This window comes from Variovorax sp. GW821-FHT09B05, assembly GCF_059418265.1.
This window is the reverse complement of record NZ_JBWKPN010000022.1, coordinates 1-23,189: the sequence shown is the minus strand read 5'-3', so window position 1 is coordinate 23,189 and position 23,189 is coordinate 1. Positions and strand designations below refer to the sequence as shown.

Genomic DNA, 23,189 nt, shown 5'->3' with positions numbered 1-23,189 from the left:
GGGTCGCGGCATCGATCTTGCATATTGCGGGTCGATGTTTCGCTTCCTACTCACGCGCGTGAGCTTGCTGGTGCCGACCTTCTTCGGCATGACGCTGCTTGCCTTCTTCCTCATCCGGCTGGTGCCGGGCGACCCCATTGAAACCATGGCCGGCGAGCGCGGGATCGACCCCGCGCGCCACGCCGAGCTGCTCACCGCCTACGGCCTCGACAAGCCGGTGATCGTGCAGTACGGCATCTACATCGCGCGCGTGCTGCACGGCGACCTCGGCAAGTCGCTGATCACGCAGGAATCGGTGATGAACGAGTTCCTCGCGCTCTTTCCCGCCACCATCGAACTCGGGGTCTGCGCCATCGTGTTCGCGCTCGTGCTGGGCCTGCCGGCGGGCATCCTCGCGGCGGTGCGGCGCAACTCGATCTTCGACCACGGCGTGATGGCCACCTCGCTCACCGGCTACTCGATGCCGATCTTCTGGTGGGGCCTGCTGCTCATCCTCTTCTTCTCGGTGCAACTCGGCTGGACGCCGGTCTCGGGCCGCATCGCGGTGCAGTACTACGTCGAGCCCGACACCGGCTTCCTGCTGCTCGATGCACTGCGCGCCGGCGAGATCGATGCCTTCTGGTCGGCGCTGCATCACCTCGTGCTGCCGGCCGTGGTGCTGGGCACGGTGCCGCTGGCGGTGATCGCGCGCATGACGCGCTCGGCCATGCTCGAGGTGCTCGGCGAGGACTACATCCGCACCGCGCGCGCCAAGGGCCTGTCGCGCTTTCGCGTGGTGGGCCTGCATGCGCTGCGCAATGCGCTGATCCCGGTCGTCACGGTGATCGGCCTGCAGGTGGGCGTGCTGTTCACCGGTGCCATCCTCACCGAGACCATCTTCTCGTGGCCCGGTGTCGGCAAGTGGCTGATCGAGGCCATCGGCCGGCGCGACTATCCGGTGCTGCAGGGCGGCATGCTGCTGCTCGGCGGCATCGTGATGCTGATCAACCTGCTGGTCGACCTGACCTACGGCGTCATCAACCCCCGCATCCGGCGCTGAATCCATGGCCTTGACCCACACCCTTCCCAGCGCCACCTCCGGTGCCACGGTGCCGCCCGGCCCCTGGCGCGAATTCTGGAGCGCGTTCTCCGCCAACCGCGGCGCGGTGATCGGCCTCGTGACCATCGTCGTGCTGCTGCTGGTCGCGCTGCTCGCGCCGTGGATCGCGCCGCATGCGCCCAACCAGACCAACAGCGCCGTGTTCCTGCAGCCGCCGGCCTGGCAGCAGGGCGGCTCGCTCACCTACCTGCTGGGCACCGATGCCATCGGCCGCGACATCCTCTCGCGCCTGATGTACGGCGCGCGCCTGTCGCTGTCGATCGGCGTCGCGGTGGTCGCGATCTCGGTGGTGGTGGGCGTGGTGCTCGGCCTGGTCGCGGGCTTCTTCCGCGGCGTGCTCGAGATCGCGATCATGCGGCTGATGGACATCATCCTCACGCTGCCGAGCCTGCTGCTCGCGATCGTGATCGTGGCCATCCTCGGGCCCGGCCTCATCAACGCGATGCTCGCCGTGGCCATCGTCGTGCTGCCGCACTACGTGCGCATCACGCGCGCGGCCGTCATCGCCGAGGTTTCGCGCGACTACGTGACCGCGGCGCGCGTCAGCGGCGCCGGCACCTTGCGCCTGATGTTCCGCGAGGTGCTGCCCAACTGCGCGGCGCCGCTGATCGTGCAGGCCTCGCTCGGCATCTCCACCGCCATCCTCGACGCGGCAGCGCTCGGCTTCCTCGGCCTCGGCGCGCAGCCGCCCTCGCCCGAGTGGGGCACCATGCTGGCCGATGCGCGCGAGTTCGTGCTGCGCGCCTGGTGGGTCGTGACCTTCCCCGGCCTCGCGATCCTCGCGGCGGTGCTGGCCTTCAACCTGCTGGGCGACGGTCTGCGCGACGCGCTCGATCCGAAGCTCAAGCGCTGAAGCAAGGGAACGCATCGATGCCTTTGCTCGACATCCAGGATCTGCACGTCGAATTCCCGACCCAGGGCGGCGTGATGCATGCGGTCGACGGCGTGAGCCTCTCGCTCGAGGAGGGCGAGGTGCTCGGCATCGTCGGCGAGTCGGGCTCGGGCAAGAGCGTGACCATGATGGCGCTGATGGGGCTGATCGGCTTCCCGGGCCGCGTGCGCGCCGACCACATGCGCTTCGCGGGCCGCGACCTGCTCGGCATCTCCGACAAGGCGCGCCGCGCGCTGGTGGGCAAGGAGGTCGCGATGATCTTCCAGGAGCCCACCACCAGCCTCAACCCCTGCTTCACCATCGGCTTCCAGTTGATGGAGACGCTGCGCCTGCATCTCGGGCTCGACCGGCGCGCGGCCAGGAAGCGCGCCACCGAGCTGCTCGAGCAGGTCGGCATCCCGGCCGCGTCGTCGCGCCTCTCGAGCTATCCGCACCAGCTCTCGGGCGGCATGAACCAGCGCGTGATGATCGCGATGGCGATCGCCTGCAACCCGCGCCTGCTGATCGCCGACGAGCCGACCACCGCGCTCGACGTCACGATCCAGGCGCAGATCCTCGACCTGCTGCGCGACCTGCAGAAGGAGCGCGGCATGGCGCTGGTGCTGATCACGCACAACATGGGCGTGGTCAGCGAGATGGCGCAACGCATCGCCGTGATGTATGCGGGCCAGGTGATGGAGCAGCAGCGCGTGGACCGGCTGTTCGCGACGCCGCAGCATCCCTACACCGAGGCGCTTCTGGCCGCGCTGCCCGAGCGCGCGCCGCCCGATGGCCGGCTCGCCACCATCGCGGGCGTGGTGCCCGGCGTGCACGACCGGCCCGCGGGCTGCCTGTTCGCGCCGCGCTGCGGCTACGTGACGACGCGCGCCTGCCAGGTGCGCCCGGCGCTGCGCGGCGTCGAGGCACTGCCCGGTGCGCAGGTGCGCTGCCACTTCCCGCTCGGCGAACCGGGGCGCATGGCCGCGATCGAGCGCGACCGGCCGCGCCTGCCGCGCGTCGAGGAGGCCGCATCGTGAGCGCCGCGGAGATCGTGGTCGAGGCGAAGAACCTGCAGCGCATCTACGAGGTGCGGCGCGGCCTGTTCCGTCCGAGCGCGCAACTGCGCGCGGTGGGCGACATCTCGTTCCGGCTCGAGCGTGGCCGCACGCTCGCGGTGGTCGGCGAATCGGGCTGCGGCAAGTCGACGCTCGCGCGCATGGTCGCGCTGATCGAGAAGCCGACGGCGGGCCAGCTCACGCTGGTCGGCCACGATGCCGTGAACCCGCCGTCCGAGCGCCGCCGCGAACTGCGCCAGGCGGTGCAATTGGTGTTCCAGAACCCCTACGGCTCGCTCAATCCGCGCAAGAAGGTCGCGGCGGTGCTCGAGGATCCGCTCGCCATCAACACCACGCTTGGCAAGGCGGAGCGTGCCGCCAAGGCGCGCGAGATGCTCGCGCGCGTGGGACTGCGGCCCGAGCATGCCAACCGCTATCCGCACATGTTCTCGGGCGGCCAGCGCCAGCGCATCGCGATCGCGCGCGCGCTGATGCTCGAGCCGCGGCTGGTGGTGGCCGACGAGCCGGTGTCGGCGCTCGACGTCTCGATCCAGGCCCAGGTGCTGAACCTGCTGGCCGACCTGCAGGCCGAGCTCGGCCTGGCCTACCTGTTCATCTCGCACGACCTCGGCGTGGTGCGCCACATCGCGCACGACGTGCTCGTGATGTACCTCGGCCATGCGGTGGAGCAGGGCCCGAAGGCGCGCATCTTCGAGCGCCCGCTGCATCCCTACACGCAGGCGCTGCTGGCCTCCACGCCGGGCCTCAGCAGCCAGCGCATCGTGCTCAAGGGCGAGCTGCCGTCGCCGCTGTCGCCGCCGCCGGGCTGCGTCTTCAGCACGCGCTGCCCGCATGTCACGCAGCGCTGCCGCGACGAGCGGCCCGTGCTGCGCGAGCTCGACCAGCGTCGCGTCGCCTGCCACTACGCCGAGCGCTTTCTCGAAGGCGCGCCGGTGGTGCGCGCCGACCTGCCGTCGGCACCGCCGTTCGTCGCGCCCGTCGCGATGAATCCCTGAAACCCGCTTTCCGTTTTCTCCAACCCGTGTCTCAAGGAGTTCCCATGACGAACCGTTCCTTCCTCCCGCGCCGCGCACGACGGCTGGCGCTGCTGGCACCCGTGGCGATCGCGGCGCTGACCCTGGCCTGCGGCGCGGTGTCGGCCAAGACGCTGGTCTACTGCTCCGAGGGCAGCCCCGAGAACTTCTATCCGGGCATGAACACCACCGGCACCTCGTTCGACGTGACCACGCAGGTCTACAACACCATCGTCGAGTTCGAGCGCGGCGGCACCAAGGTCGTGCCGGGCCTGGCCGAGAAGTGGGACATCTCGGCCGACGGCACGGTCTATACCTTCCACCTGCGCAAGGGCGTGAAGTGGCACACCACGAGCAAGAGCTTCAAGCCCACGCGCGACTTCAACGCCGACGACTTCATCTTCATGATCGATCGCCAGTGGAAGGAGAGCGATCCCTTCTTCAAGGTCACGAGCCAGAACCACTCCTACTTCAACGACATGGGCATGCCCAAGCTGCTGAAGTCGGTGGACCGCATCGACGACTACACGGTGAAGATCACGCTCAACCAGGCCGAGGCGCCGTTCCTTGCCAACCTCGCGATGCAGTACGCGGGCATCCAGTCGAAGGAGTACGCGATCGCGATGCTCAAGGCCGGCACGCCCGAGAAGGTCGACCAGGACCCGATCGGCACCGGCCCGTTCTACCTCGTGCAGTACCAGAAGGACGCGGTCATCCGCTTCAAGGCCTTCCCGCAGTACTGGGGCGGCAAGGCCAAGATCGACGACCTGGTGTTCGCGATCACGCCCGACGCCTCGGTGCGCTGGGCCAAGCTGCAGAAGGGCGAATGCCACGTCATGCCCTACCCGAACCCGGCCGACCTCGATGCGATCCGCAAGGACCCGAACGTGCAGGTGCTCGAGCAGCCGGGCCTGAACGTCGGCTACCTCTCGTACAACACGACCAAGAAGCCCTTCGACGACGTGCGCGTGCGCAAGGCCATCAACATGGCGATCAACAAGAAGGCGATCATCGATGGCGTCTACCTCTCGACCGGCGTGGCCGCGAAGAACCCGATCCCGCCGACCATGTGGTCCTACAACGACGCGGTGAAGGACGACCCCTACGATCCCGAAGCCGCGAAGAAGCTGCTGGCGCAGGCCGGCTTCCCCGACGGCTTCTCGACCGACCTGTGGGCCATGCCGGTGCAGCGGCCCTACAACCCGAACGCCAAGCGCATCGCCGAACTGATGCAGGCCGACCTCGCCAGGATCAACGTCAAGGCCGAGATCAAGAGCTTCGAATGGGGCGAGTACCGCAAGCGGCTGCAGGCCGGCGAGCACCAGATGGGCATGCTGGGCTGGACCGGCGACAACGGCGACCCCGACAACTTCCTCTACACGCTGCTGGGCTGCGCCTCGGCCAAGTCGGCGAGCGGCAGCAACATCTCGAAGTTCTGCTACCAGCCCTACGAGGACATCGTGGTCAAGGCCAAGAGCGCGACCAAGCAGGCCGACCGCGACGCGCTCTACAAGAAGGCGCAAGTCATCTTCAAGGAGCAGGCGCCGTGGTTCACCATCGCGCACGCGGTGCAGCTCAAGCCGGTGCGCAAGGAAGTGATCGACTTCAAGCTCAGCCCCTTCGGCCGCCACACCTTCTACGGCGTGGACATCAAGTAGGCGGTGGGGGCCACCGCACCCATCGCGATCGTCGCGGCGATGCACGAGGAGCTCAAGGCGCTCCTCGCGCTGATGCCCGACGAGCAGCGCGTGCGCGTCGCGGGCCGCGACTTCTGGGTCGGCCACCTGCAGGGCCAGCCCGTGGTCGCGGTGCTGTCGCGCATCGGCAAGGTCGCGGCGGCGGTGACGGCCACGCTGCTGCTCGAGCGCTTCGGCGTGCGCGCCATCGTCTTCAGCGGTGTGGCGGGCGGGCTCGCGCCGGGCGTCGAAGTCGGCGACGTGGTCGTGGCGACCGAGTTGCTGCAGCACGACATGGACGCCTCGCCGCTCTTTCCGAAATACGAAGTGCCCTTGATGGGCCTGGCGCGTTTCAAGGCCGATGCGGCGATCGGCGATGCGCTGGCGGCCGTGGCCGAGCAGACCCTGCGCGATCCCGTGGCCTTGGTGGGGCAGGGCGCCGTCGACGAGTTCGGCCTTCGTTCGCCGACCGTGCATCGCGGCCTGCTGATCAGCGGCGACCGCTTCGTCGCGACCGCGGCCGAAAGCGAGGCGCTGCGCCGCGCGCTGCCCGATGCGTTGGCGGTGGAGATGGAAGGCGCCGCGGTGGCGCAGGTGTGCCACGACTACGGCGTGCCCTTCGCCGCGATGCGCACGATCTCGGACCGTGCCGACGACGAAGCCCATGGCGACTTCGCGCGCTTCGTCGCCGAGGTCGCGAGCCGCTACAGCCTGGCGCTGGTCGGCGCCTGGCTCGCCGCCCAGCCTTCTACTTGAGCCAGCCGCGCCGGCGGAAGTACCACATCGGCACCAGCGCGCTCGCGGCCATCAGCACGATGGCGTAGGGATAGCCCATGGCCCAGTCGAGCTCGGGCATGAACTTGAAGTTCATGCCGTAGATGCTCGCGATCAGGGTCGGCGGCAGCAGCGCGACGCTGGCCACCGAGAAGATCTTGATCGTCTTGTTCTGGTTGATGTTGATGAAACCGACGGTCGCATCCATCAGGAAGTTGATCTTGTCGAACAGGAAGGCCGTGTGGTTGTCGAGCGACTCGATGTCGCGCAGGATCTGCCGCGCTTCCTCGAACTGCTCGGCATTGAGCATCTTGCTGCGCATCATGAAGCTGACCGCGCGGCGCGTGTCCATCACGTTGCGGCGGATGCGCCCGTTCAGGTCTTCCTGGCGCGCGATGGCGCCCAGCACCTCGCCCGCGAGTTCGTCGCTGACGTTGCCCGAGAGCACCTTCTTGCTGGCGGCCTCGAGCTCGTCGTAGATGTTCTCGAGCGAGTCGGCCGAGTACTCGGCGTCGGCGTCGAAGAGCTTGAGCATCACTTCCTTCGCGTCCTCGATCAGCCCCGGTGCGCGGCGCGCGCGCATGCGCAACAGGCGGAACACGGGCACGTCCTCGTCGTGGATCGAGAACAGCACGCCGCGGCTGCGCAGGTCGGTGTTGTGCTGGTTGAGGATGAAGGCGACGCGCACCGCGCGCGGGGCTTCGTCGTCGTCGATCAGGAAGTCGCTGCGGATGTGGAGCTCGCCGTTGTCCTCTTCATAGAAGCGTGCCGATTCCTCGATGTCCTCGTCCATCGCGTCTTCGGGGATCGAGAGGCCGTAGTACTGCTTGATCCAGCGCTTCTCCTCGAGCGTGGGCGATTCGAGGTCGACCCAGATCGGCTGGAAGCGGGAGAGCTCCTCGAGGGCCTCGATCTCTTCCTGGACGAGGCGGCCGTTGGCGAGCGTGAAGATATTGAGCATGGCTCACTCCCGTGAAATGGCTGGGGCGATGGGGCGGACGGGCGGGGGGCGAGAAAGGGGGGCGCTTTCAAATCCCGGACCCGGTCGGCCGGACTCAGCCGGGAGTTGAAAGCTGCCGAGACGGGGCGGTTTCCACGATGCGGTCTCCAGTTGCAGCGAGGCGCGATTATGTCATCGGCGAATGAGCGCAGAGTTGGCTGGACTGGACGAACATCCAGTAGAGTGGCGCCCATGCCGAGCGCCGTGTCCCCCGTTTTTTCCAGCCCGCCGGCGACCCAGGCCGAGCGCCTCGCGGCCGCCCTCGCCAGCCTCAACGACGAGCAGCGCGCGGCGGTCGAGCACGGGGTGGAGGCGCTGGCTGGTGGCGCGCCGGACGCGGCCGATGCAGGGCCCTTGCTCGTCATCGCCGGCGCCGGCTCGGGCAAGACCAGCACGCTGGCGCACCGGGTGGCACACCTGATCGCGCGCGGGGTCGATCCGCAACGGCTGCTGCTTTTGACCTTCTCGCGCCGTGCCGCGCAGGAAATGGCGCAGCGCGCCGGCCAGGTGCTCGCGCGCGTGCTGGGGCTGCAGGCCCACACCGCGCCCGCGCTGCCCTGGGCCGGCACCTTCCACGGCATCGGCGCGCGGCTGCTGCGCGAGTACGCCGCGCAGATCGGGCTGGACGACAACTTCACCATCCACGACCGCGGCGATGCCGAGGACCTGATGGGGCTGGCGCGGCACGAGCTCGGTTTCTCGTCGAGCGCGCGCCGCTTTCCGCACAAGGGCACCTGCCTGTCGATCTATTCGCGCTGCGTGAACACGCGCGCGCCGCTCGAGTCGGTGCTCAGGCAGTCCTTCCCGTGGTGCGCCGAATGGGGCGTCGAGCTGCAGCAGCTGTTCGGCGCCTACGTCGAGGCCAAGCAGCAGCAGAACGTGCTCGACTACGACGACCTGCTGCTCTACTGGGCCGGCATGATGGAGGAGCCCACGCTGGCGCAGCACCTGGGCGCGCGCTTCGACCACGTGCTGGTCGACGAGTACCAGGACACCAACCTGCTGCAGGCCGCGATCCTGCTCGCGCTCAAGCCCGACGGCCGGGGCGTGACGGTGGTGGGCGACGACGCGCAGTCGATCTACTCGTTCCGCGGCGCGACGGTGCGCAACATCCTCGACTTCCCCACGCAGTTCTCGCGGCCGGCGCGCGTGGTCACGCTGGAGCGCAACTACCGCTCCACCCAGCCGATCCTCGACGTGTCGAACGCATGCATCGCGCATGCGGCCGAGCGCCATGCCAAGACGCTGTGGACCGACAAGCCCTCGGCCGGGCGGCCGCAGATCGTGCGCGTGCCCGACGAATCGCAGCAGGCCTGCTGGGTGGCCGACAAGGTGCTCGCGCACCGCGAGGGCGGGCTCGCGCTCAAGTCGCAGGCGGTGCTGTTCCGCACCTCGAGCCACAGCGCGCCGCTCGAACTCGAGCTGGCGCGCCGCAACATCCCGTTCGTGAAGTACGGCGGGCTCAAGTTCCTCGAGGCCTCGCACGTGAAGGACCTGCTCGCGGTGCTGCGTTTCGCGCAGAACCCGCGCGGGCGCATGGCGGGTTTTCGCGTCACGCAGCTGATCCCGGGCATCGGTCCGGCCACCAGCGCGAAGCTGCTCGACGCGATGGACCAGGCGGCCGATCCGGCCATCGCCCTGCGCGACTTCGTGCCGCCGAGCGCCGCGCGCGTCGAATGGGCAGCCTTCGCCGAGGCCTATGCCGCGCTGTGCGCGCCGTCGCTGGCCTGGCCGGCCGACGTGGGCATCGCGATGGACTGGTACCTGCCGCACCTCGAGCGGCTCTACGACGACACCGCGGGCACGCGCCGTGGCGACGTCGAGCAGCTGGTGCACATGGCCTCGGGCTACGCCTCGCGCGAACGCTTCCTCACCGAGCTCACGCTCGATCCGCCCGAGGCCACCAGCGACCGGCCGGGGCCGCCGCTGCTCGACGAGGACTACCTGATCCTCTCGACCATCCATTCGGCCAAGGGTCAGGAGTGGAATTCGGTCCACGTGCTCAACGTGGTCGACGGCTGCATGCCGGCCGACGTGGCGCAGAGCGCGCAGGAGCTCGAGGAGGAGCGGCGCCTGCTCTACGTGGCCATGACCCGGGCCCGCGACCACCTGCACCTGCTGGTGCCGCAGCGCTTCTACATCCCGCAGCAGGCCGCGCGCGGCGACCGGCATCTCTATGCCAACCGCAGCCGCTTCATTCCCGATGCCGACCTCGCGCGCTTCGAGGCCCAGACCTGGCCGCCCCCGCCGCCGCGCGCGCCGGCAGTGCCGCCGCCGGCCGCGGTGATCGACCTGCGCAACCGGATGCGCGCCGCCTGGCGCTGAGCAAGCCCGGCCCTTTCTTCAGCAGGGTCATGCGCGGGTGGCCGCGAAAGATGGGCGCGGCAGCGAGGCTTCGCAACGCGGCCCGCAGCTTGCGGGGCCGCTGGGGCCTGCTATGGAAGAAATAGCTGAGCATGCGACGCGGTCCGCCGGTGCGTCATCCGGGCATCTCCCGGTATTGCAATACCGTGACAGCTTGGGCATAGTGAATCGACCTTCTCCTCTCCTGCACCCCCTCTCTCTTCCCCCTCTCCCCCTTTCTTCTCCCAGCCCCACAACCGTTTTCGCCGGCCGCGCTGTATCCGCAGCGATGGTCATTTCCCCAACCGTCAATTCCAGGAGGTCATTCATGAATTTGACGATCAGCGGTCATCACCTCGACGTCACCCCTGCCTTGCGCACCTACGTCACGAGCAAGCTGGACCGGATCACCCGACATTTCGACCAGGTGGTCGATGTGAAGGTGATCCTCACGGTGGAAAAGCAGAAGGAAAAGGAACGCCGGCAACGGGCCGAGTGCAACATCCACGTCAAGGGCAATGACATGTTCGCGGAGTCGAGCCACGCTGATCTCTATGCCGCGGTCGATGAACTGGTCGACAAGCTCGACCGCCAGGTGGTGCGCCACAAGGACCGCCTGCAGGACCATCACCACAGCGCGCCCAAGCGCCTGATGTAAGACCCCGCGGATTTCCGGCTGTCGCGCCGGAGACTCTCGAAGCCGCCTCCGGGCGGCTTTTTCATGGGCTTTTCCGACTGCCCATCAAGGGTTTGACGGGCCTCTGTCGAGGGAAGCGAGGCCTGCGGGCAACATGTAACCAGAAAGTAGATAAGCGGAGTGGGGGTTTTTACCAAGCAGGTGCATAATCGCCCCCGCTCTGACCCACCATGAATCGTCTCGCGTCCATCCTGCCGCCCGCTCAAGTGCTTGTGAGCGTTGACGCCACCAGCAAGAAGCGTGCTTTCGAGGAAGCCGGCTTGCTGTTCGAAAGCCTTCACGGGCTGGGCCGCGCCCTGATCACCGACAGCCTCTTCGCGCGCGAGCGCCTCGGCTCCACCGGCCTCGGTCATGGCGTCGCCATTCCGCACGGCCGCATCAAGGGCCTCAAGGCCCCGATGGCCGCGGTGTTCCAGCTCGCGAACCCGATCGGCTTCGATGCCCCCGACGAGCAGCCGGTCGGCCTGCTGATCTTCCTGCTGGTGCCCGAAGCCGCGACGCAGAAGCACCTCGAAATCCTGTCCGAGATCGCCGAGCTGCTGAGCGATGCCGGCCTGCGCGAGCAGATCAAGTCGAGCACCGACGCGGCCGCGCTGCACGGCCTGATCGCCGGCTGGCACTCCACGCAAGTCGCCTGAGCCCATGGCTCGCGGGGCGTGGCTGCTGCTAAGCTGCGCTGCCCTTCTTCCCGTCCCCCTCACTTCCGAAGCGGTGCCGCGCGCCGCGCCCTGAACGCATGAAGCCGACCGTCATCAGCGCCGATGCCATGTTCGAGGAGTTCCGCGGCTCGCTGCGCTGGGAATGGCTCGCGGGACTCGGCGCGTCCGAACGCCAGTTCGATCCCGAGGTCATCAGCCGCGCCCAGTCGGCCGCCGACCTGGTCGGCTACCTCAACTACATCCATCCGTACCGCGTGCAGATCCTCGGCGCGCGCGAGGTCGCCTACCTGACGCGCGGCAGCCCCGAGGACACCGCGCGGCGCATCGCCCGCATCGTCACGCTCGAGCCGCCGATGCTGGTGCTGGCCGACGGCCAGGCCGCGCCCGACGAGCTGCTGTCGATCTGCGAGCGCGCGCAGCTGCCGCTGTTCGCCACGCGCGAATCCTCGGCCTTCGTGATCGACCTGCTGCGCGCCTACCTGTCCAAGCACTTCGCCGAGCGCACCTCGATGCACGGCGTGTTCATGGACATCCTGGGCATGGGCGTGATGATCACGGGCGAGTCGGGCCTCGGGAAGAGCGAACTCGGCCTCGAGCTGATCTCGCGCGGCAACGGCCTGGTGGCCGACGATGCGGTCGACCTCTACCGCATCAACCAGAACACCATCGAGGGCCGCTGCCCCGACCTGCTGCTGAACCTGCTCGAGGTGCGCGGCATCGGCCTGCTCGACATCCGCGCGATCTTCGGCGAGACGGCGGTACGGCGGAAGATGCGGCTCAAGCTCATCGTGCACCTGGTGCGGCGCGACAGCTTCGAGCGCGACTACGAGCGCATGCCCTCGACGCCGCTCACGCAGGACGTGCTGGGCATTCCGGTGCGCAAGGTCATCATCCAGGTGGTGGCGGGTCGCAACATCGCCGTGCTGGTCGAGGCCGCGGTGCGCAATTCGATCCTGCAGCTGCGCGGCATCGACACCTATGCCGATTTCGTGGCGCGCCACCACAAGGCGATGGAAAGCGCGCGCGACGCGGACTAGCTCAGCGCTTCTTGACGCAGTCGCCGCACAGGCCGTAGAGCGACATGGCGTGGTCCTGCAGGATCCAGCCCTTGTCCTTGGCCACCAGCTGCTGGCGGCGCTCGATCTCGGCGTCGTAGAACTCCTCGACCTTGCCGCAGGCGGTGCAGATCAGGTGGTCGTGGTGCGTGCCTTCGTTGAGTTCGTAGACGGCCTTGCCGCTCTCGAAATGGCTGCGCTCGAGGATGCCGGCCTGCTCGAACTGGGTGAGCACCCGGTAGACGGTGGCCAGGCCGATGTCGGAATGCTCGTTGAGCAGCACCCGGAACACGTCCTCGGCGGTCATGTGGCGTTGGCCGCCGGTCTGGAAGATTTCCAGAATCTTCAGCCGCGGCAGGGTGGCCTTGAGGCCGGTGTTCTTGAGTTCGTCGATGTTGGCCATGATGGTTCCTGCGCCCTGGGCAGCCAAAGGCCCCGGAGGGGCCAGCCGCTACAATGGCCGATCATATCGCTACCCCCTTTTCCCCCAATGCCTGCCATTTTCCAACGCCGTCCCTGGCTGCTGGCTGCGGCCGTTGCCGTCACCCTGGGCCTCGGTGCCTGCAGCGGTTTCAGCGAGCGCTCGCGTGGCGCGCTGTCGGCCGTCACCCCCTACAAGGTCGAGGTGGTCCAGGGCAACTTCGTGTCCAAGGAACAGGTCGCGGCGCTCAAGACGGGCATGTCGCGCCAGCAGGTGCGCGAGATCCTCGGCACCTCGCTGCTCACCGACATCTTCCATTCGAACCGCTGGGACTACGTCTTCACGATCCGGCGCCAGGGCGTGGAGCCGCAGGAACGCCGCTTCACCGTCTTCTTCAACGGCGAGCAGCTCGAGCGCTGGGAAGGCGGCGAGATGCCGAGCGAGGAAGAATTCGTCGCCACGCTCGACACCCGCAAGAAGACCGGCAAGGTGCCGCCGCTCGAGGCCACGGAAGAAGAACTCAAGAAGTTCGACCCCAAGGGCGACCGGAAAGCCACCGACACCGAGAGCAAGGCGCCCGCCACGCTGCCCCCGCTGCCGGCCGCCTACCCGCCGCTCGAGGCCGCGCGCTAAAAGCGGCGCCCGGCCGGCGCGCCGAACCTGGCTTGGCGGGGCGGCGCGGTTTCCCCACCCATCGTCCCTACCGTCCTCCGACGGCAAGCAAGCCCGAATCCGCGTGACCGACTCCAACACCACCACCTCCTCCACGCCGGCCGCGCGCCGGGTTGCCGTCGCCGGCGCGTCGGGCCGCATGGGCCGCATGCTGATCGAGGCGGTTCGCAACACCCCCGACTGCCGCCTGGCCGGCGCGCTCGACGTGGCCGCCAGCCCCGCCATCGGCAGCGACGCGGGCGCCTTCCTCGGCTTCGCCAGCGGCGTGGCCATCGCCGCCGACCTGCGCGCGGGCCTGCAGGACGCCCAGGTGCTGATCGACTTCACTCGCCCCGAGGGCACGATGGCGCATCTCGCCGTCTGCCGCGAACTCGGCGTGCAGGCCGTGATCGGCACCACCGGCTTCAGCGATGCGCAGAAGGCCGAGATCGCCGAGATCGCCAAGGACATCGCGATCGTCATGGCGCCCAACATGAGCGTGGGCGTCAACGTCACCTTCAAGCTGCTCGAAATGGCGGCCAAGGCGCTGTCCACCGGCTACGACATCGAGATCGTCGAAGCCCACCACCGCCACAAGATCGACGCCCCTTCGGGCACCGCGCTCAAGATGGGCGAGGTGATCGCCGATGCGCTGGGCCGCGACCTCAAGGAATGCGCGGTCTACGGCCGCGAAGGCGTGACCGGCGAGCGCGACCCATCGACCATCGGCTTCGCCACCGTGCGCGGCGGCGACATCGTCGGCGACCACACGGTGCTGTTCGCCGGCACCGGCGAGCGCATCGAGATCGCCCACAAGTCCTCGAGCCGCGCCAACTACGCGCAGGGCAGCCTGCGCGCGGTGCGCTTCCTGGCCGACCAGCGCGCCGGCCTGTTCGACATGTTCGACGTGCTCGGCCTGCGCTGAGCCCGGCCTTCCTCCGCCATCCCCGACGATGAGCGTCCTCGAACTGCTGACCCACGGCGACGGCGTCAGCCGCTCGGTGGCCGCGCTGCTGCTCGCGATGTCGATTTCGAGCTGGGTCGTGATCCTCTGGAAGGGCTGGCTGCTGCGCGGCGGCACGCGCGACGTGCTTCGCAGCATCGCGGCCTTCTGGCAGTCGACCAGCCTCGCTGAAGCCGAACAGCGGCTGCAGGCCTTCGACCGTTCGGCGCTGGTGCTGCCCACGGTCGCGGCGCTGCGCCAGGCCGCGGCCACGCAAGACCGCGACGTCGCCACCCTCGGCGCCGCGGGCGACCGCAACCAGCGCCTCACGCGCGTGCTGCGCGAGGCGCTGCACGGCGCGCTGCGCCGGCTGCAGGCCGGGCAGATCCTGCTCGCCACGGTCGGCGCCACGGCGCCCTTCGTCGGCCTGCTCGGCACGGTCTGGGGCATCTACGGCGCGCTCGTGGGCATCGCGGGCCAGGCCGGCGGCTTCACCATCGACAAGGTGGCCGGACCCGTCGGCGAGGCACTCGTGATGACCGCCTTCGGCCTCGCGGTGGCGATCCCGGCCGTGCTGGCCTACAACGTCTTCGGCCGCGTCATCGGCCGCGTCGAGGCCGAGCTCGAAGGCTTCGCCCACGACCTGCTCGGCAGCTTCGGCGAAGCGCCCGCGGCGGTGCCGGCCCCGCCGCCGCCCGCGCGGCCGATGCCGGTCTGAACCGCTTCGCCCCCATGGCCTTCGGACGCACCTCGCTCGGCAGCAGCTCCGCCGGCGGCGGCCGTGCCACCGGTGCCGGCGGCCAGCGGCCGCTGTCCGACATCAACGTCACGCCGCTGGTCGACGTGATGCTGGTGCTGCTGGTGATCTTCATCATCACGGCGCCGCTGATGGCCAGCTCGATCAAGCTCGACCTGCCGCAGACCGATGCCGGCCAGCCCAACGACACGCCGAAGTTCGTGAGCCTGTCGGTCGACCCGGCGGGCAAGGCCTTCCTCAACGACCAGCCCGTGACCGACGAGGAACTCGCGGCCCGCCTCGAGAAGGCCGCCGCCGACAGCAAGGACACCGAGGTCCAGCTGCGCGCCGACCAGACCGTGCCCTACGGCCGCGTGGTGGCGCTGATGGGCATCGCCAACAAGGCGGGCCTGAGCCGGATCGGCTTCGTCACCGAGGCGCCGCCGCCGACGCCGCCGCGCTGACGCCGGCTGGCGCCGGGCTCAGCCCAGCACCACCGGCTTGGTCTGCCAGATGTCGTGCGCGTACTGGGCGATCGTGCGGTCCGACGAGAAGGCACCCATGCCCGCCACGTTGAGGATCGCGGTGCGCGTCCAGGCGTCGGCGTCGCGGTAGAGAGCATCGACCTCGGCCTGCTTCGCGACGTAGCTCGCGTAGTCGGCCAAGAGCAGGTAGTGGTCGCCCCAGTTCACGAGCGCGTCGTAGATGCCCTGGTAGCGCGCGGGTTCGGCCGCGGAGAAGGCGCCGTCGCGGATCGCGTCGAGCACGCGCCGCAGCTCCTCGTTCCCGTCGTAGATGTCGCGCGGCTGGTAGCCGCGCGCGCGGATCTCGGCCACCTCGGGCGTGGTGTTGCCGAAGATGAAGATGTTCTCGGGCCCGACGTTCTCGCGCATCTCGACGTTGGCGCCGTCGAGCGTGCCGATGGTCAGCGCGCCGTTGAGCGCGAACTTCATGTTGCCGGTGCCCGAGGCTTCGGTGCCGGCGGTGGAGATCTGCTCCGACAGGTCGGCCGCCGGCATGATGATCTCGGCCAGGCTCACGCTGTAGTTCGGCAGGAACACCACCTTCAGCAGCTTGCCCACGCGCGCGTCGGCGTTGATGGTCGCGGCCACGTCGTTGATCAGCCGGATCACCTGCTTGGCCATCACGTAGGCCGAGGCCGCCTTGCCCGCGAACACGACCACGCGCGGCACGATGTCGACGCTGCCGCCCGCGGCCTGGGCGTCGAGGATGCGGTGGTAGCGCGCGATCACGTGCAGCACGTTGAGCAGCTGGCGCTTGTACTCGTGGATGCGCTTGACCTGCACGTCGAACATCGCGTCGGTGTCGACCACGATGTTCATGTGCTGCTCGATCCAGTTGGCCAGCCGCAGCTTGTTCTCGCGCTTGGCGTGGCGGAAGGCGCGCACGAAGGGCGGCTGCGCCGCCATCGGCCGCAGCGCCTCGAGCTGCGAGAGGTCGCGCCGCCAGCCCTTGCCCAGCCGCTGGTCGAGCAGCGCGGCCAGCGGCGGGTTGGCCTGCGCGAGCCAGCGCCGCGGCGTGACGCCGTTGGTCTTGTTGTTGAAGCGCTCGGGAAAGATCTTCGCGAAGTCCGCGAAGATCGACTGCTTCATCAGCTCCGAGTGCAGCCCCGACACGCCGTTGATCGAGTGGCTCGCGAGCACCGCCACGTAGGCCATGCGCACGCGGCGCTCGCCGGCCTCGTCGACCAGCGAGAGGCGGCGCATCAGCTCGACGTCGTTGCCGTGCGTCTGCGTCACGGTGGCGAGGAAGCGCGCGTTGATGTCGTAGATGATCTGCAGGTGGCGCGGCAGGATGCGCCCGAGCATCTCGACCGGCCAGGTCTCGAGCGCCTCGTGCATCAGCGTGTGGTTGGTGTAGCTGAACACCTTCTGCGTGTGGGCCCAGGCCGTGTCCCAGGGCAGGCCGTGCTCGTCGAGCAGCAGGCGCATCAGCTCGGGCACCGCGAGCACCGGGTGGGTGTCGTTGAGGTGGATGCTGACCTTCTCCGAGAGCCGGTCGAAGCTGGTGTGGTTGCGCAGGTAGCGCCGCAGCAGGTCCTGCACGCTGGCGCTGCAGAAGAAGTACTCCTGGTGCAGCCGCAGCTCGCGGCCCGAGGGCGTGGAGTCGTCGGGATAGAGCACGCGCGAGACGTTCTCCGAGTGGTTCTTGCTCTCCACCGCCGCCATGTAGTTGCCACGGTTGAAGGCCGAGAGGTCGATCTCCTCGGTGGCGCGCGCCGACCACAGCCGCAGCGTGTTGGTGGCTTGCGTGCCGTAGCCCGGGATGATGGTGTCGTAGGCCACGGCGCGCACGTCGTGGGTGTCGACCCAGTCGGCCGCGCCGTAGGGCGCGTTGGTGCCTTCGCGCTTCTGCACGCGGCCGCCGAAGCGCACGCGGTAGTTGACCTCGGGCCGCTTGAATTCCCAGGGGTTGCCGCGCGTGAGCCAGTAGTCGGGCGTCTCCACCTGCTGGCCGTCGACGATGCGCTGGCGGAACATGCCGTATTCGTAGCGGATGCCGTAGCCCATGCCCGGCACGCCGAGCGTGGCCATCGAGTCGAGGAAGCAGGCTGCGAGCCGGCCGAGGCCGCCGTTGCCCAGCGCTGCGTCGGGCTCGCGCTCGGACAGCGCCTCCATGTCGACGCCGAAATCGGCCAGCGCGTCGCGCACGGTGGCGTGGAGGTCGACCGCGAGCAGCGCGTTGGTGAAGGTGCGCCCGATCAGGAACTCCATCGACAGGTAGTACACGCGCTTGAGGTCCTGCGCGTAGTTGGCGCGCGTGGTCGCCATCCAGCGCTCCACCAGCTGGTCGCGCACCGCGAGCGCGGTGGCGTAGAGCCAGTCGTCCTGGCTCGCGGCCACGGGGTCCTTGCCGACCGCGTAGATCAGCTTGTTGGCCACGGCGCGCTTGAAGGCCGCGACATCGCGGTCGGGATGGTCGTAGGCGAAGTCTTCGATCGTCATGGTGGGTGTGTCTTGTGTGCGGGTTGAACGGATGCCCCGGGCCTTCTTCAGTGAGGCAGGGGCGTCGGTGCCTGGGCCGCGGCCAGCGCCTGCCGGTACACGGCCACGTACTGCGCGGCCGCGGTGGCCCAGTCGGCGGGGCGCCGCATCGCATGGCCGCGCACGCGCCGCCAGTCGGGGGCGCGCTGGTAGAGCGCGAAGGCGCGGCGCACCGCGCGATCGTAGTCCGCCGAGTCGAAACGGTCGAACACGAAGCCGGTGGCCTCGCCGCTGGCCATGTCCTCGAGCGAGCAGTCGACCACCGTGTCGGCCAGCCCGCCGACGCGGCGCACCAGCGGCAGGCTGCCGTACTTGAGGCCGTACATCTGCGTCAGGCCGCAGGGCTCGAACAGCGAGGGCACCAGGGTCACGTCGCCCGCGCCGAAGAGCTGGTGCGCGAGCGTCTCGTTGTAGCCGATGGTGACGCTGACCGCGTCGGGCGTGGCGGCCGCGCGCTGGCGGAAGGCGTCTTCCAGCCAGGCCTCGCCGCTGCCCAGCAGCGCGAGCTGGCCGCCCTGCGCGAGCAGCGCGTCGAGGCCCTGCAGCACCAGGCGCAGCCCCTTCTGCTCGGTGAGCCGGCTCACGAGGATGAACAGCGGCGCGTCGGGCCGCGCGGCCAGCCCGAGCTGGTGCTGCAGCACGGACTTGCAGCGCGCCTTGCCCGCCATGTGGCGGCCCTCGGGCGTCTGGTAGCCCTGCACCAGCGCCGGGTCGGCGGCCGGGTTCCAGACCTGGTCGTCGACCGCGTTGAGGATGCCGTCGAGCACGCCGCCGCGCTGGCGCAGCAGGCCGTCGAGGCCGCAGCCCTGGTCGGGCGTCTGGATCTCGCGCGCGTAGGTCGGGCTCACGGTGGTGAGCCGGTCGGCATAGGCGAGCCCGCCCTTCATGAACGAGAGCTGGCCGTGGTATTCGAGCCCGTTCATCTGGAAGGCCGGTGCCGGCAGGCCGAGCTCGGGGAAGTGCCAGGGCGCGAACAGGCCCTGGTAGGCGAGGTTGTGGACCGTGAAGACGCTGCCCACGCGCGGCCCGTCGGCACCGCGCGCGAAGGCCATGTAGGCCGGCGCGAGCCCCGCGTGCCAGTCGTGCGCATGGACCACCTCGGGCTGCCAGGTCGGATCGAGCCCCTGCGCGAGCTGCGCCGCGGCCCAGCCCAGCAGCGCGAAGCGCCGGTGGTTGTCGCCGTAGGGCTGGCGGTTGGCGTCTTCATAGGGATTGCCGGGCCGGTCGAACAGCGCGGGCGCATCGACCACGTAGGCCGGGATCGGCGGCGCGCCGTCGATCTCGATGCGCCCCTGCAGCAGCCCGAAGCGCTCGCCCCAGGGCGCCGAAAAAGCGGCGACCGGCGCGAGCCCGCGCACGCCCGCCACGATGGCCGGGAAGCCCGGCAGCAGCACGCGCGCGTCCTGGCCCGCGGCCATCAGCGCGAGCGGCAGCGCGCCGGCGACGTCGGCCAGGCCGCCGGTCTTGAGCAGGGGAAAGAGTTCGGCGCTGACCTGGAGGACTCTCATCGGCGGCATCAGGCGGCGGGCGCCGCGGAGCGCTCCGCCAGCCGCTTGAGCATTTCGCGCGTGACCAGCACCACGCCCGTTTCCGTGCGCTCGAAGCGCGCGGCATCGGCCTCGGCGTCCTCGCCGATCACCATCTCGTCGGGGATCACGCAGGCGCGGTCGATCACCACGCGGCTGAGCCGGCAGCCGCGCCCGACCTCCACGTCGGGCAGCAGCACCGCTTCGTGGACGGTGCAGAACGAGTGGATGCGCACACCCGAGAACAGCACCGAGCTGCTGACCTGCGAGCCCGAGACGATGCAGCCGCCCGAGACGATGGTGTTGACCGTCATGCCGTGGCGGCCATCGCGGTCGAGCACGAACTTGGCCGGAGGCAGCTGCCGCTGGTAGGTCCAGATGGGCCAGTCGGTGTCATAGATGTCCAGCTCCGGGGTGATCGACGCGAGGTCGAGGTTCGCTGCCCAGAATGCATCAATCGTGCCCACGTCGCGCCAGTAGGCCTTGGCGCCCGGCCCGCGCGAGGCCCGCGTGACGCAGGACATGCCGAAGGGATGCGCGAGCGCCCGGCCCTCGGCCACCGCGCGCGGGATGATGTCCTTGCCGAAGTCGTGGCTGGAGTTCGGGTCGCGGCTGTCTTCCTCGAGCAGCTTGTAGAGGTAGGCCGAATCGAACACGTAGATGCCCATGCTGGCCAGCGCCACGTCGGGGTGGCCCGGCATCGCGGGCGGGTCGGCCGGCTTCTCGAGGAAGTTGGTGATGCGGCGGTTGTCGTCGATCGCCATCACGCCGAAGGCCGTGGCCTCCATGCGCGGCACCTCGATGCAGCCCACGGTGCAGCCGGCGCCGCTCTCGGCATGGTCCTTGACCATGATCGAGTAGTCCATCTTGTAGATGTGGTCGCCCGCGAGCACCACCACGTAGTCGTGCGGCGTGGAGCGGGTCTGGATGATGTCGAGGTTCTGGTAGACCGCGTCGGCCGTGCCGCGGTACCAGTGCTCGTCGCCCATGCGCTGCTGCGCGGGCAGCACGTCGACCATCTCGTTGAGCTCGGCGCGCAGGAAGCTCCAGCCGCGCTGCAGGTGGCGCATCAGCGAATGCGACTTGTACTGCGTGACCACCGCCATGCGGCGGATGCCCGAGTTGAGGCAGTTGGAGAGCGCGAAATCGATGATGCGGAACTTGCCGCCGAAATACACGGCCGGCTTGGCGCGCCGGTCGGTCAGCTGCTTGAGCCGGGAGCCGCGTCCGCCGGCCAGTACCAGCGCGATGGTGCGGCGCACGAGCTGGTGCGATTGCAGCGGCGTGCCGGGGGCGGCCGCGGGTGTCTTGTGATCCATCCTGTGTCTCCGTTCGTTCGTGTGTCGTCAGAGTTTCTGTGTGTGCCTGTGCCCGCTCGGGCCCTTGCACACTAGCACCGCTGCGCGGCGCAGGCTCCTACGTTCTTGCAATCCAGAGGCTCGAGGGCGGTATCGCGACCTCGGCAACGGTCACGGCCGAGGGCTCGGGGCCCGGGTCGATGGCGGGGTCGCTGGCGAGGACGCCATGCCAGGCGCCGGGCGGCAGGCGGAACGGCTGCGCCTGCGCGCCCGCGTTCACGAGCAGCAACCAGACCGGCGCTGCCTTCGGTGTAGCTGGGGTGGTGGTCGATGTCGGTGTCTCCTTGGCGGTGCCTGCCTCCAGGCTGCCGAACAGGATTGCAAGGGCCGTGCCGCCTTCCCAGTCCGGCGGCTGCATCGGCGTGCCGTCGGGCCGCAGCCAGCGGATGCCGGCCGTGCCCGGCGCGGGATCGGCCGGCCACCAGCGCGTGCTGCGCAGCACCGGTGCCGCGCGTCGCAGCGCGGCCAGCCGCGCCACGAAGGCGCTCAGCCGCGCCGGCTCGCCGGCCGGGTCGGTGCTGCCGACCCAGTGCAGCCAGGTGGTCTCGTTGTCCTGGCAGTAGGCGTTGTTGTTGCCCTGCTGCGTGTGGCCAATCTCGTCGCCGGCCAGAAGCATCGGCGTGCCCTGCGACAGCATCAGCGCGGCCAGCAGCGCGCGCGAGAGCCGCAGCCGTTCGGCCCGTACCGCGGGATCGTCGCTCGGGCCTTCCACGCCGCAGTTGCGGCTCAGGTTGTGGCCATGGCCGTCGCGGTTGTTCTCGCCGTTGGCCTCGTTGTGGCGCGTGTCGTAGCTCAGCAGGTCGCGCAGGGTGAAGCCGTCGTGCGCGGTCACGAAGTTCACGCTCGCGGCGGGCGAGCGACCCTCGTGCGCGAACTGCGCGCTCGAGGCCGTGAAGCGGTGCGCGAAGTCGCCGAGGCCCGCGCGCCCCTCGCGGTCCTGGCGCAGCCAGAAGCCGCGCTGCGTGTCGCGAAAGCGGTCGTTCCATTCGAGCCATCCCGGCGGGAATTCGCCGAGCCGGTAGCCGCCCGGCCCGATGTCCCAGGGCTCGGCGATCAGCAGCGTGCGCGACAGCAGCGGGTCCTGCGCGATGGCCGCGAAGAAGGGCGCGCGCGGATCGAAGCCCGTGGCCGTGGCGCGGCCCAGCACCGGCGCGAGGTCGAAGCGGAAGCCGTCCACGCCCATCTCGCCGGCCCAGAAGCGCAGGCTGTCCATCACGAGTTGCAGCACGCGCGGTTCGCCGAGGTTCAGGCAGTTGCCCGTGCCGGCCCAGTTCTCGTAGCGCGCGCGGTCGTCGGCGCGCAGGTGGTAGTAGAGGGCGTTGTCGATGCCGCGCAGCGACAGCGTGGGGCCGAGCTCGTCGCTCTCGGCGCTGTGGTTGTAGACCACGTCGATCACCAGCTCCATGCCGCGCGCATGCACCGCGTCGGCCAGCGCGCGGAACTCGCCGGCCGGCGTGGTGCCGGGGCGGCCGCTCCAGTAGCGCGCCTCGGGCGCAAACCAGCCGATGGTGTTGTAGCCCCAGTAGTTCGTGAGGCCCATCGCGAGCAGCCGCTCCTCGTCGGCGCGGTGCTGCACCGGCATCAGGCTCAGCGTGGTGACGCCCAGGCGCTGCAGGTGGTCGAGCACGGCCGGCTCGGCGAGGGCGGCGTAGCTGCCGCGCAGGGGGGCGGGGACGGCGGGGTGCAGCTTCGTGTGGCCGCGGACGTGGAGTTCGCAGATCACTCGGTCTGTGGGGGGGATGCGGGCGTGGCCTGGGTTCGGATGGGTTGGTGCGGGCACCACGCGGGCCTTGAGGGCGATGCTGGCGTTGTCCCGTGTGTCGCGCTGCGTCGGGTCGGCGGCGGTGTGGCCGTGGAAGAGGTCGCTGCCGTCGTAGCTTCCGACGATCTCGCGGGCGTAGGGGTCTAGCAGCAGCTTCGAGGGGTTGAAGCGGTGGCCTTGGCTTGGGGACCAGGGGCCGTGGACGCGGTAGGCGTAGACGAGGTCGGGGCGGGCGCTGGGGAGTTGGCCGTGCCAGATGCCGTCTGTGAACTCGGGGAGCGAGAGTCTTTGCTGTTCGTGGGTGCCTGTGGGGTCGAAGAGGCAGAGTTCCACCTTTTCGGCTACTGGTGCTGCCAGGGCGAAGTTGACGCCTGCTTGGGTTGCTGTGGCGCCTAGGGGGTACGGCGTTCCTGGGTTCAGCACGATGGTTGAGGCTTTCTCTTGCTGAGGCTGTTGGCCGGGACTCGCCCCGGCGGGCGAGTCACTTTCTTTTGCTTCGCCAAAAGAAAGTAACCAAAGAAAAG

General features: G+C 69.3%; 20 protein-coding genes. 14 read left to right on the top strand and 6 right to left on the bottom strand.

Features of this window, described 5'->3' with window-relative positions:
* The first annotated feature begins 34 nt into the window (after window positions 1–34).
* The 6 genes from AC07RM_RS36545 to AC07RM_RS36520 are packed head-to-tail and all read left to right on the top strand — an operon-like array spanning window position 35 to window position 6,491.
* A complete protein-coding gene (locus tag AC07RM_RS36545; RefSeq protein ID WP_208511313.1) occupies window positions 35–1,039 on the top strand; it encodes an ABC transporter permease subunit in 1,005 nt (334 codons plus the stop codon).
* Between the two features lie 4 nt (window positions 1,040–1,043).
* Window positions 1,044–1,952: an ABC transporter permease subunit gene (locus AC07RM_RS36540; RefSeq protein ID WP_495337601.1), complete on the top strand. Its 909-nt coding sequence runs from the start codon at window positions 1,044–1,046 to the stop codon at window positions 1,950–1,952.
* Between the two features lie 17 nt (window positions 1,953–1,969).
* The gene (locus AC07RM_RS36535) at window positions 1,970–3,007 is read left to right on the top strand and encodes an ABC transporter ATP-binding protein (protein WP_495323655.1); all 1,038 of its coding nucleotides are present in this window, start codon (window positions 1,970–1,972) and stop codon (window positions 3,005–3,007) included.
* Window positions 3,004–4,041 (top strand): dipeptide ABC transporter ATP-binding protein, encoded by a 1,038-nt coding sequence (locus tag AC07RM_RS36530; protein WP_495337600.1) that lies wholly within the window; start codon window positions 3,004–3,006, stop codon window positions 4,039–4,041. The genes AC07RM_RS36535 and AC07RM_RS36530 overlap by 4 nt, the downstream gene beginning before the upstream one ends.
* A gap of 44 nt (window positions 4,042–4,085) precedes the next feature.
* A complete protein-coding gene (locus AC07RM_RS36525) occupies window positions 4,086–5,717 on the top strand; it encodes an ABC transporter substrate-binding protein (protein WP_495337599.1) in 1,632 nt (543 codons plus the stop codon).
* A gap of 39 nt (window positions 5,718–5,756) precedes the next feature.
* Window positions 5,757–6,491 (top strand): 5'-methylthioadenosine/adenosylhomocysteine nucleosidase, encoded by a 735-nt coding sequence (locus tag AC07RM_RS36520; RefSeq protein WP_495337665.1) that lies wholly within the window; start codon window positions 5,757–5,759, stop codon window positions 6,489–6,491.
* Here the strand turns inward: AC07RM_RS36520 and corA are convergent.
* Entirely contained in the window at window positions 6,484–7,470 is a 987-nt protein-coding gene (gene corA / locus AC07RM_RS36515; RefSeq protein ID WP_057593823.1) for a magnesium/cobalt transporter CorA, read from the bottom strand. The two genes, AC07RM_RS36520 and corA, sit on opposite strands and share 8 nt — an antisense overlap.
* A 231-nt stretch (window positions 7,471–7,701) precedes the next feature.
* Between corA and AC07RM_RS36510 the strand changes: the two genes are divergently transcribed.
* The 4 genes from AC07RM_RS36510 (at window position 7,702) to hprK (ending at window position 12,245) form a co-directional block, all read left to right on the top strand.
* The gene (locus AC07RM_RS36510; protein ID WP_495337598.1) at window positions 7,702–9,834 is read left to right on the top strand and encodes an ATP-dependent helicase; all 2,133 of its coding nucleotides are present in this window, start codon (window positions 7,702–7,704) and stop codon (window positions 9,832–9,834) included.
* Window positions 9,835–10,180: 346 nt separating this feature from the next.
* The gene (hpf, locus tag AC07RM_RS36505; RefSeq protein WP_093246312.1) at window positions 10,181–10,510 is read left to right on the top strand and encodes a ribosome hibernation-promoting factor, HPF/YfiA family; all 330 of its coding nucleotides are present in this window, start codon (window positions 10,181–10,183) and stop codon (window positions 10,508–10,510) included.
* A gap of 209 nt (window positions 10,511–10,719) precedes the next feature.
* Entirely contained in the window at window positions 10,720–11,187 is a 468-nt protein-coding gene (locus AC07RM_RS36500) for a PTS sugar transporter subunit IIA (protein WP_057593827.1), read from the top strand.
* A 98-nt stretch (window positions 11,188–11,285) separates the two neighbouring features.
* On the top strand, window positions 11,286–12,245 hold the full coding sequence (hprK, locus tag AC07RM_RS36495; protein ID WP_057593828.1) for an HPr(Ser) kinase/phosphatase: 960 nt from the start codon (window positions 11,286–11,288) through the stop codon (window positions 12,243–12,245).
* A gap of 1 nt (window position 12,246) precedes the next feature.
* Here hprK and fur read toward each other — a convergent pair whose 3' ends face one another.
* A complete protein-coding gene (gene fur / locus AC07RM_RS36490; RefSeq protein ID WP_057593829.1) occupies window positions 12,247–12,666 on the bottom strand; it encodes a ferric iron uptake transcriptional regulator in 420 nt (139 codons plus the stop codon).
* Window positions 12,667–12,753: 87 nt separating this feature from the next.
* Here fur and AC07RM_RS36485 point away from each other — a divergent pair, with 87 nt between their 5' ends.
* The 4 genes from AC07RM_RS36485 to AC07RM_RS36470 all read left to right on the top strand — a co-directional run bounded on the left by AC07RM_RS36485 (window position 12,754) and on the right by AC07RM_RS36470 (window position 15,478).
* Window positions 12,754–13,317, top strand: a complete 564-nt coding sequence (locus AC07RM_RS36485; protein ID WP_093350499.1) for an outer membrane protein assembly factor BamE — start codon at window positions 12,754–12,756, stop codon at window positions 13,315–13,317.
* A gap of 103 nt (window positions 13,318–13,420) precedes the next feature.
* A complete protein-coding gene (gene dapB / locus AC07RM_RS36480) occupies window positions 13,421–14,260 on the top strand; it encodes a 4-hydroxy-tetrahydrodipicolinate reductase (protein WP_395349154.1) in 840 nt (279 codons plus the stop codon).
* 28 nt (window positions 14,261–14,288) lie between these two features.
* A complete protein-coding gene (locus tag AC07RM_RS36475) occupies window positions 14,289–14,996 on the top strand; it encodes a MotA/TolQ/ExbB proton channel family protein (RefSeq protein ID WP_495337597.1) in 708 nt (235 codons plus the stop codon).
* 14 nt (window positions 14,997–15,010) lie between these two features.
* Entirely contained in the window at window positions 15,011–15,478 is a 468-nt protein-coding gene (locus tag AC07RM_RS36470) for an ExbD/TolR family protein (RefSeq protein WP_495337596.1), read from the top strand.
* Window positions 15,479–15,496: 18 nt separating this feature from the next.
* Here the strand turns inward: AC07RM_RS36470 and AC07RM_RS36465 are convergent, their stop codons facing one another.
* From AC07RM_RS36465 to glgX, 4 genes are all read right to left on the bottom strand, one after another.
* The gene (locus tag AC07RM_RS36465) at window positions 15,497–17,980 is read right to left on the bottom strand and encodes a glycogen/starch/alpha-glucan phosphorylase (protein ID WP_495337595.1); all 2,484 of its coding nucleotides are present in this window, start codon (window positions 17,978–17,980) and stop codon (window positions 15,497–15,499) included.
* 47 nt (window positions 17,981–18,027) lie between these two features.
* Complete coding sequence (gene glgA, locus AC07RM_RS36460) at window positions 18,028–19,527, bottom strand: glycogen synthase GlgA (RefSeq protein WP_495337594.1); 1,500 nt, start codon at window positions 19,525–19,527, stop codon at window positions 18,028–18,030.
* 8 nt (window positions 19,528–19,535) lie between these two features.
* Window positions 19,536–20,864: a glucose-1-phosphate adenylyltransferase gene (gene glgC, locus AC07RM_RS36455; RefSeq protein ID WP_431511230.1), complete on the bottom strand. Its 1,329-nt coding sequence runs from the start codon at window positions 20,862–20,864 to the stop codon at window positions 19,536–19,538.
* Between the two features lie 97 nt (window positions 20,865–20,961).
* On the bottom strand, window positions 20,962–23,088 hold the full coding sequence (gene glgX, locus AC07RM_RS36450) for a glycogen debranching protein GlgX (protein WP_495337593.1): 2,127 nt from the start codon (window positions 23,086–23,088) through the stop codon (window positions 20,962–20,964).
* Between the last annotated feature and the right edge of the window lie 101 nt (window positions 23,089–23,189).

What these genes read in the sequence shown, in the direction of transcription:
- AC07RM_RS36525 (WP_495337599.1), top strand. Translation starts at nt 4,086, where the DNA reads ATGACGAACCGTTCCTTCCTCCCGCGCCGCGCACGACGGCTGGCGCTG.
- hprK (WP_057593828.1), top strand. Translation starts at nt 11,286, where the DNA reads ATGAAGCCGACCGTCATCAGCGCCGATGCCATGTTCGAGGAGTTCCGC.
- AC07RM_RS36520 (WP_495337665.1), top strand. Translation starts at nt 5,757, where the DNA reads ATGCACGAGGAGCTCAAGGCGCTCCTCGCGCTGATGCCCGACGAGCAG.
- AC07RM_RS36545 (WP_208511313.1), top strand. Translation starts at nt 35, where the DNA reads ATGTTTCGCTTCCTACTCACGCGCGTGAGCTTGCTGGTGCCGACCTTC.
- AC07RM_RS36510 (WP_495337598.1), top strand. Translation starts at nt 7,702, where the DNA reads ATGCCGAGCGCCGTGTCCCCCGTTTTTTCCAGCCCGCCGGCGACCCAG.
- hpf (WP_093246312.1), top strand. Translation starts at nt 10,181, where the DNA reads ATGAATTTGACGATCAGCGGTCATCACCTCGACGTCACCCCTGCCTTG.
- AC07RM_RS36535 (WP_495323655.1), top strand. Translation starts at nt 1,970, where the DNA reads ATGCCTTTGCTCGACATCCAGGATCTGCACGTCGAATTCCCGACCCAG.
- AC07RM_RS36475 (WP_495337597.1), top strand. Translation starts at nt 14,289, where the DNA reads ATGAGCGTCCTCGAACTGCTGACCCACGGCGACGGCGTCAGCCGCTCG.
- fur (WP_057593829.1), bottom strand. Translation starts at nt 12,666, where the DNA reads ATGGCCAACATCGACGAACTCAAGAACACCGGCCTCAAGGCCACCCTG.
- AC07RM_RS36470 (WP_495337596.1), top strand. Translation starts at nt 15,011, where the DNA reads ATGGCCTTCGGACGCACCTCGCTCGGCAGCAGCTCCGCCGGCGGCGGC.
- glgA (WP_495337594.1), bottom strand. Translation starts at nt 19,527, where the DNA reads ATGAGAGTCCTCCAGGTCAGCGCCGAACTCTTTCCCCTGCTCAAGACC.
- AC07RM_RS36500 (WP_057593827.1), top strand. Translation starts at nt 10,720, where the DNA reads ATGAATCGTCTCGCGTCCATCCTGCCGCCCGCTCAAGTGCTTGTGAGC.
- corA (WP_057593823.1), bottom strand. Translation starts at nt 7,470, where the DNA reads ATGCTCAATATCTTCACGCTCGCCAACGGCCGCCTCGTCCAGGAAGAG.
- AC07RM_RS36540 (WP_495337601.1), top strand. Translation starts at nt 1,044, where the DNA reads ATGGCCTTGACCCACACCCTTCCCAGCGCCACCTCCGGTGCCACGGTG.
- glgC (WP_431511230.1), bottom strand. Translation starts at nt 20,864, where the DNA reads ATGGATCACAAGACACCCGCGGCCGCCCCCGGCACGCCGCTGCAATCG.
- AC07RM_RS36485 (WP_093350499.1), top strand. Translation starts at nt 12,754, where the DNA reads ATGCCTGCCATTTTCCAACGCCGTCCCTGGCTGCTGGCTGCGGCCGTT.
- AC07RM_RS36465 (WP_495337595.1), bottom strand. Translation starts at nt 17,980, where the DNA reads ATGACGATCGAAGACTTCGCCTACGACCATCCCGACCGCGATGTCGCG.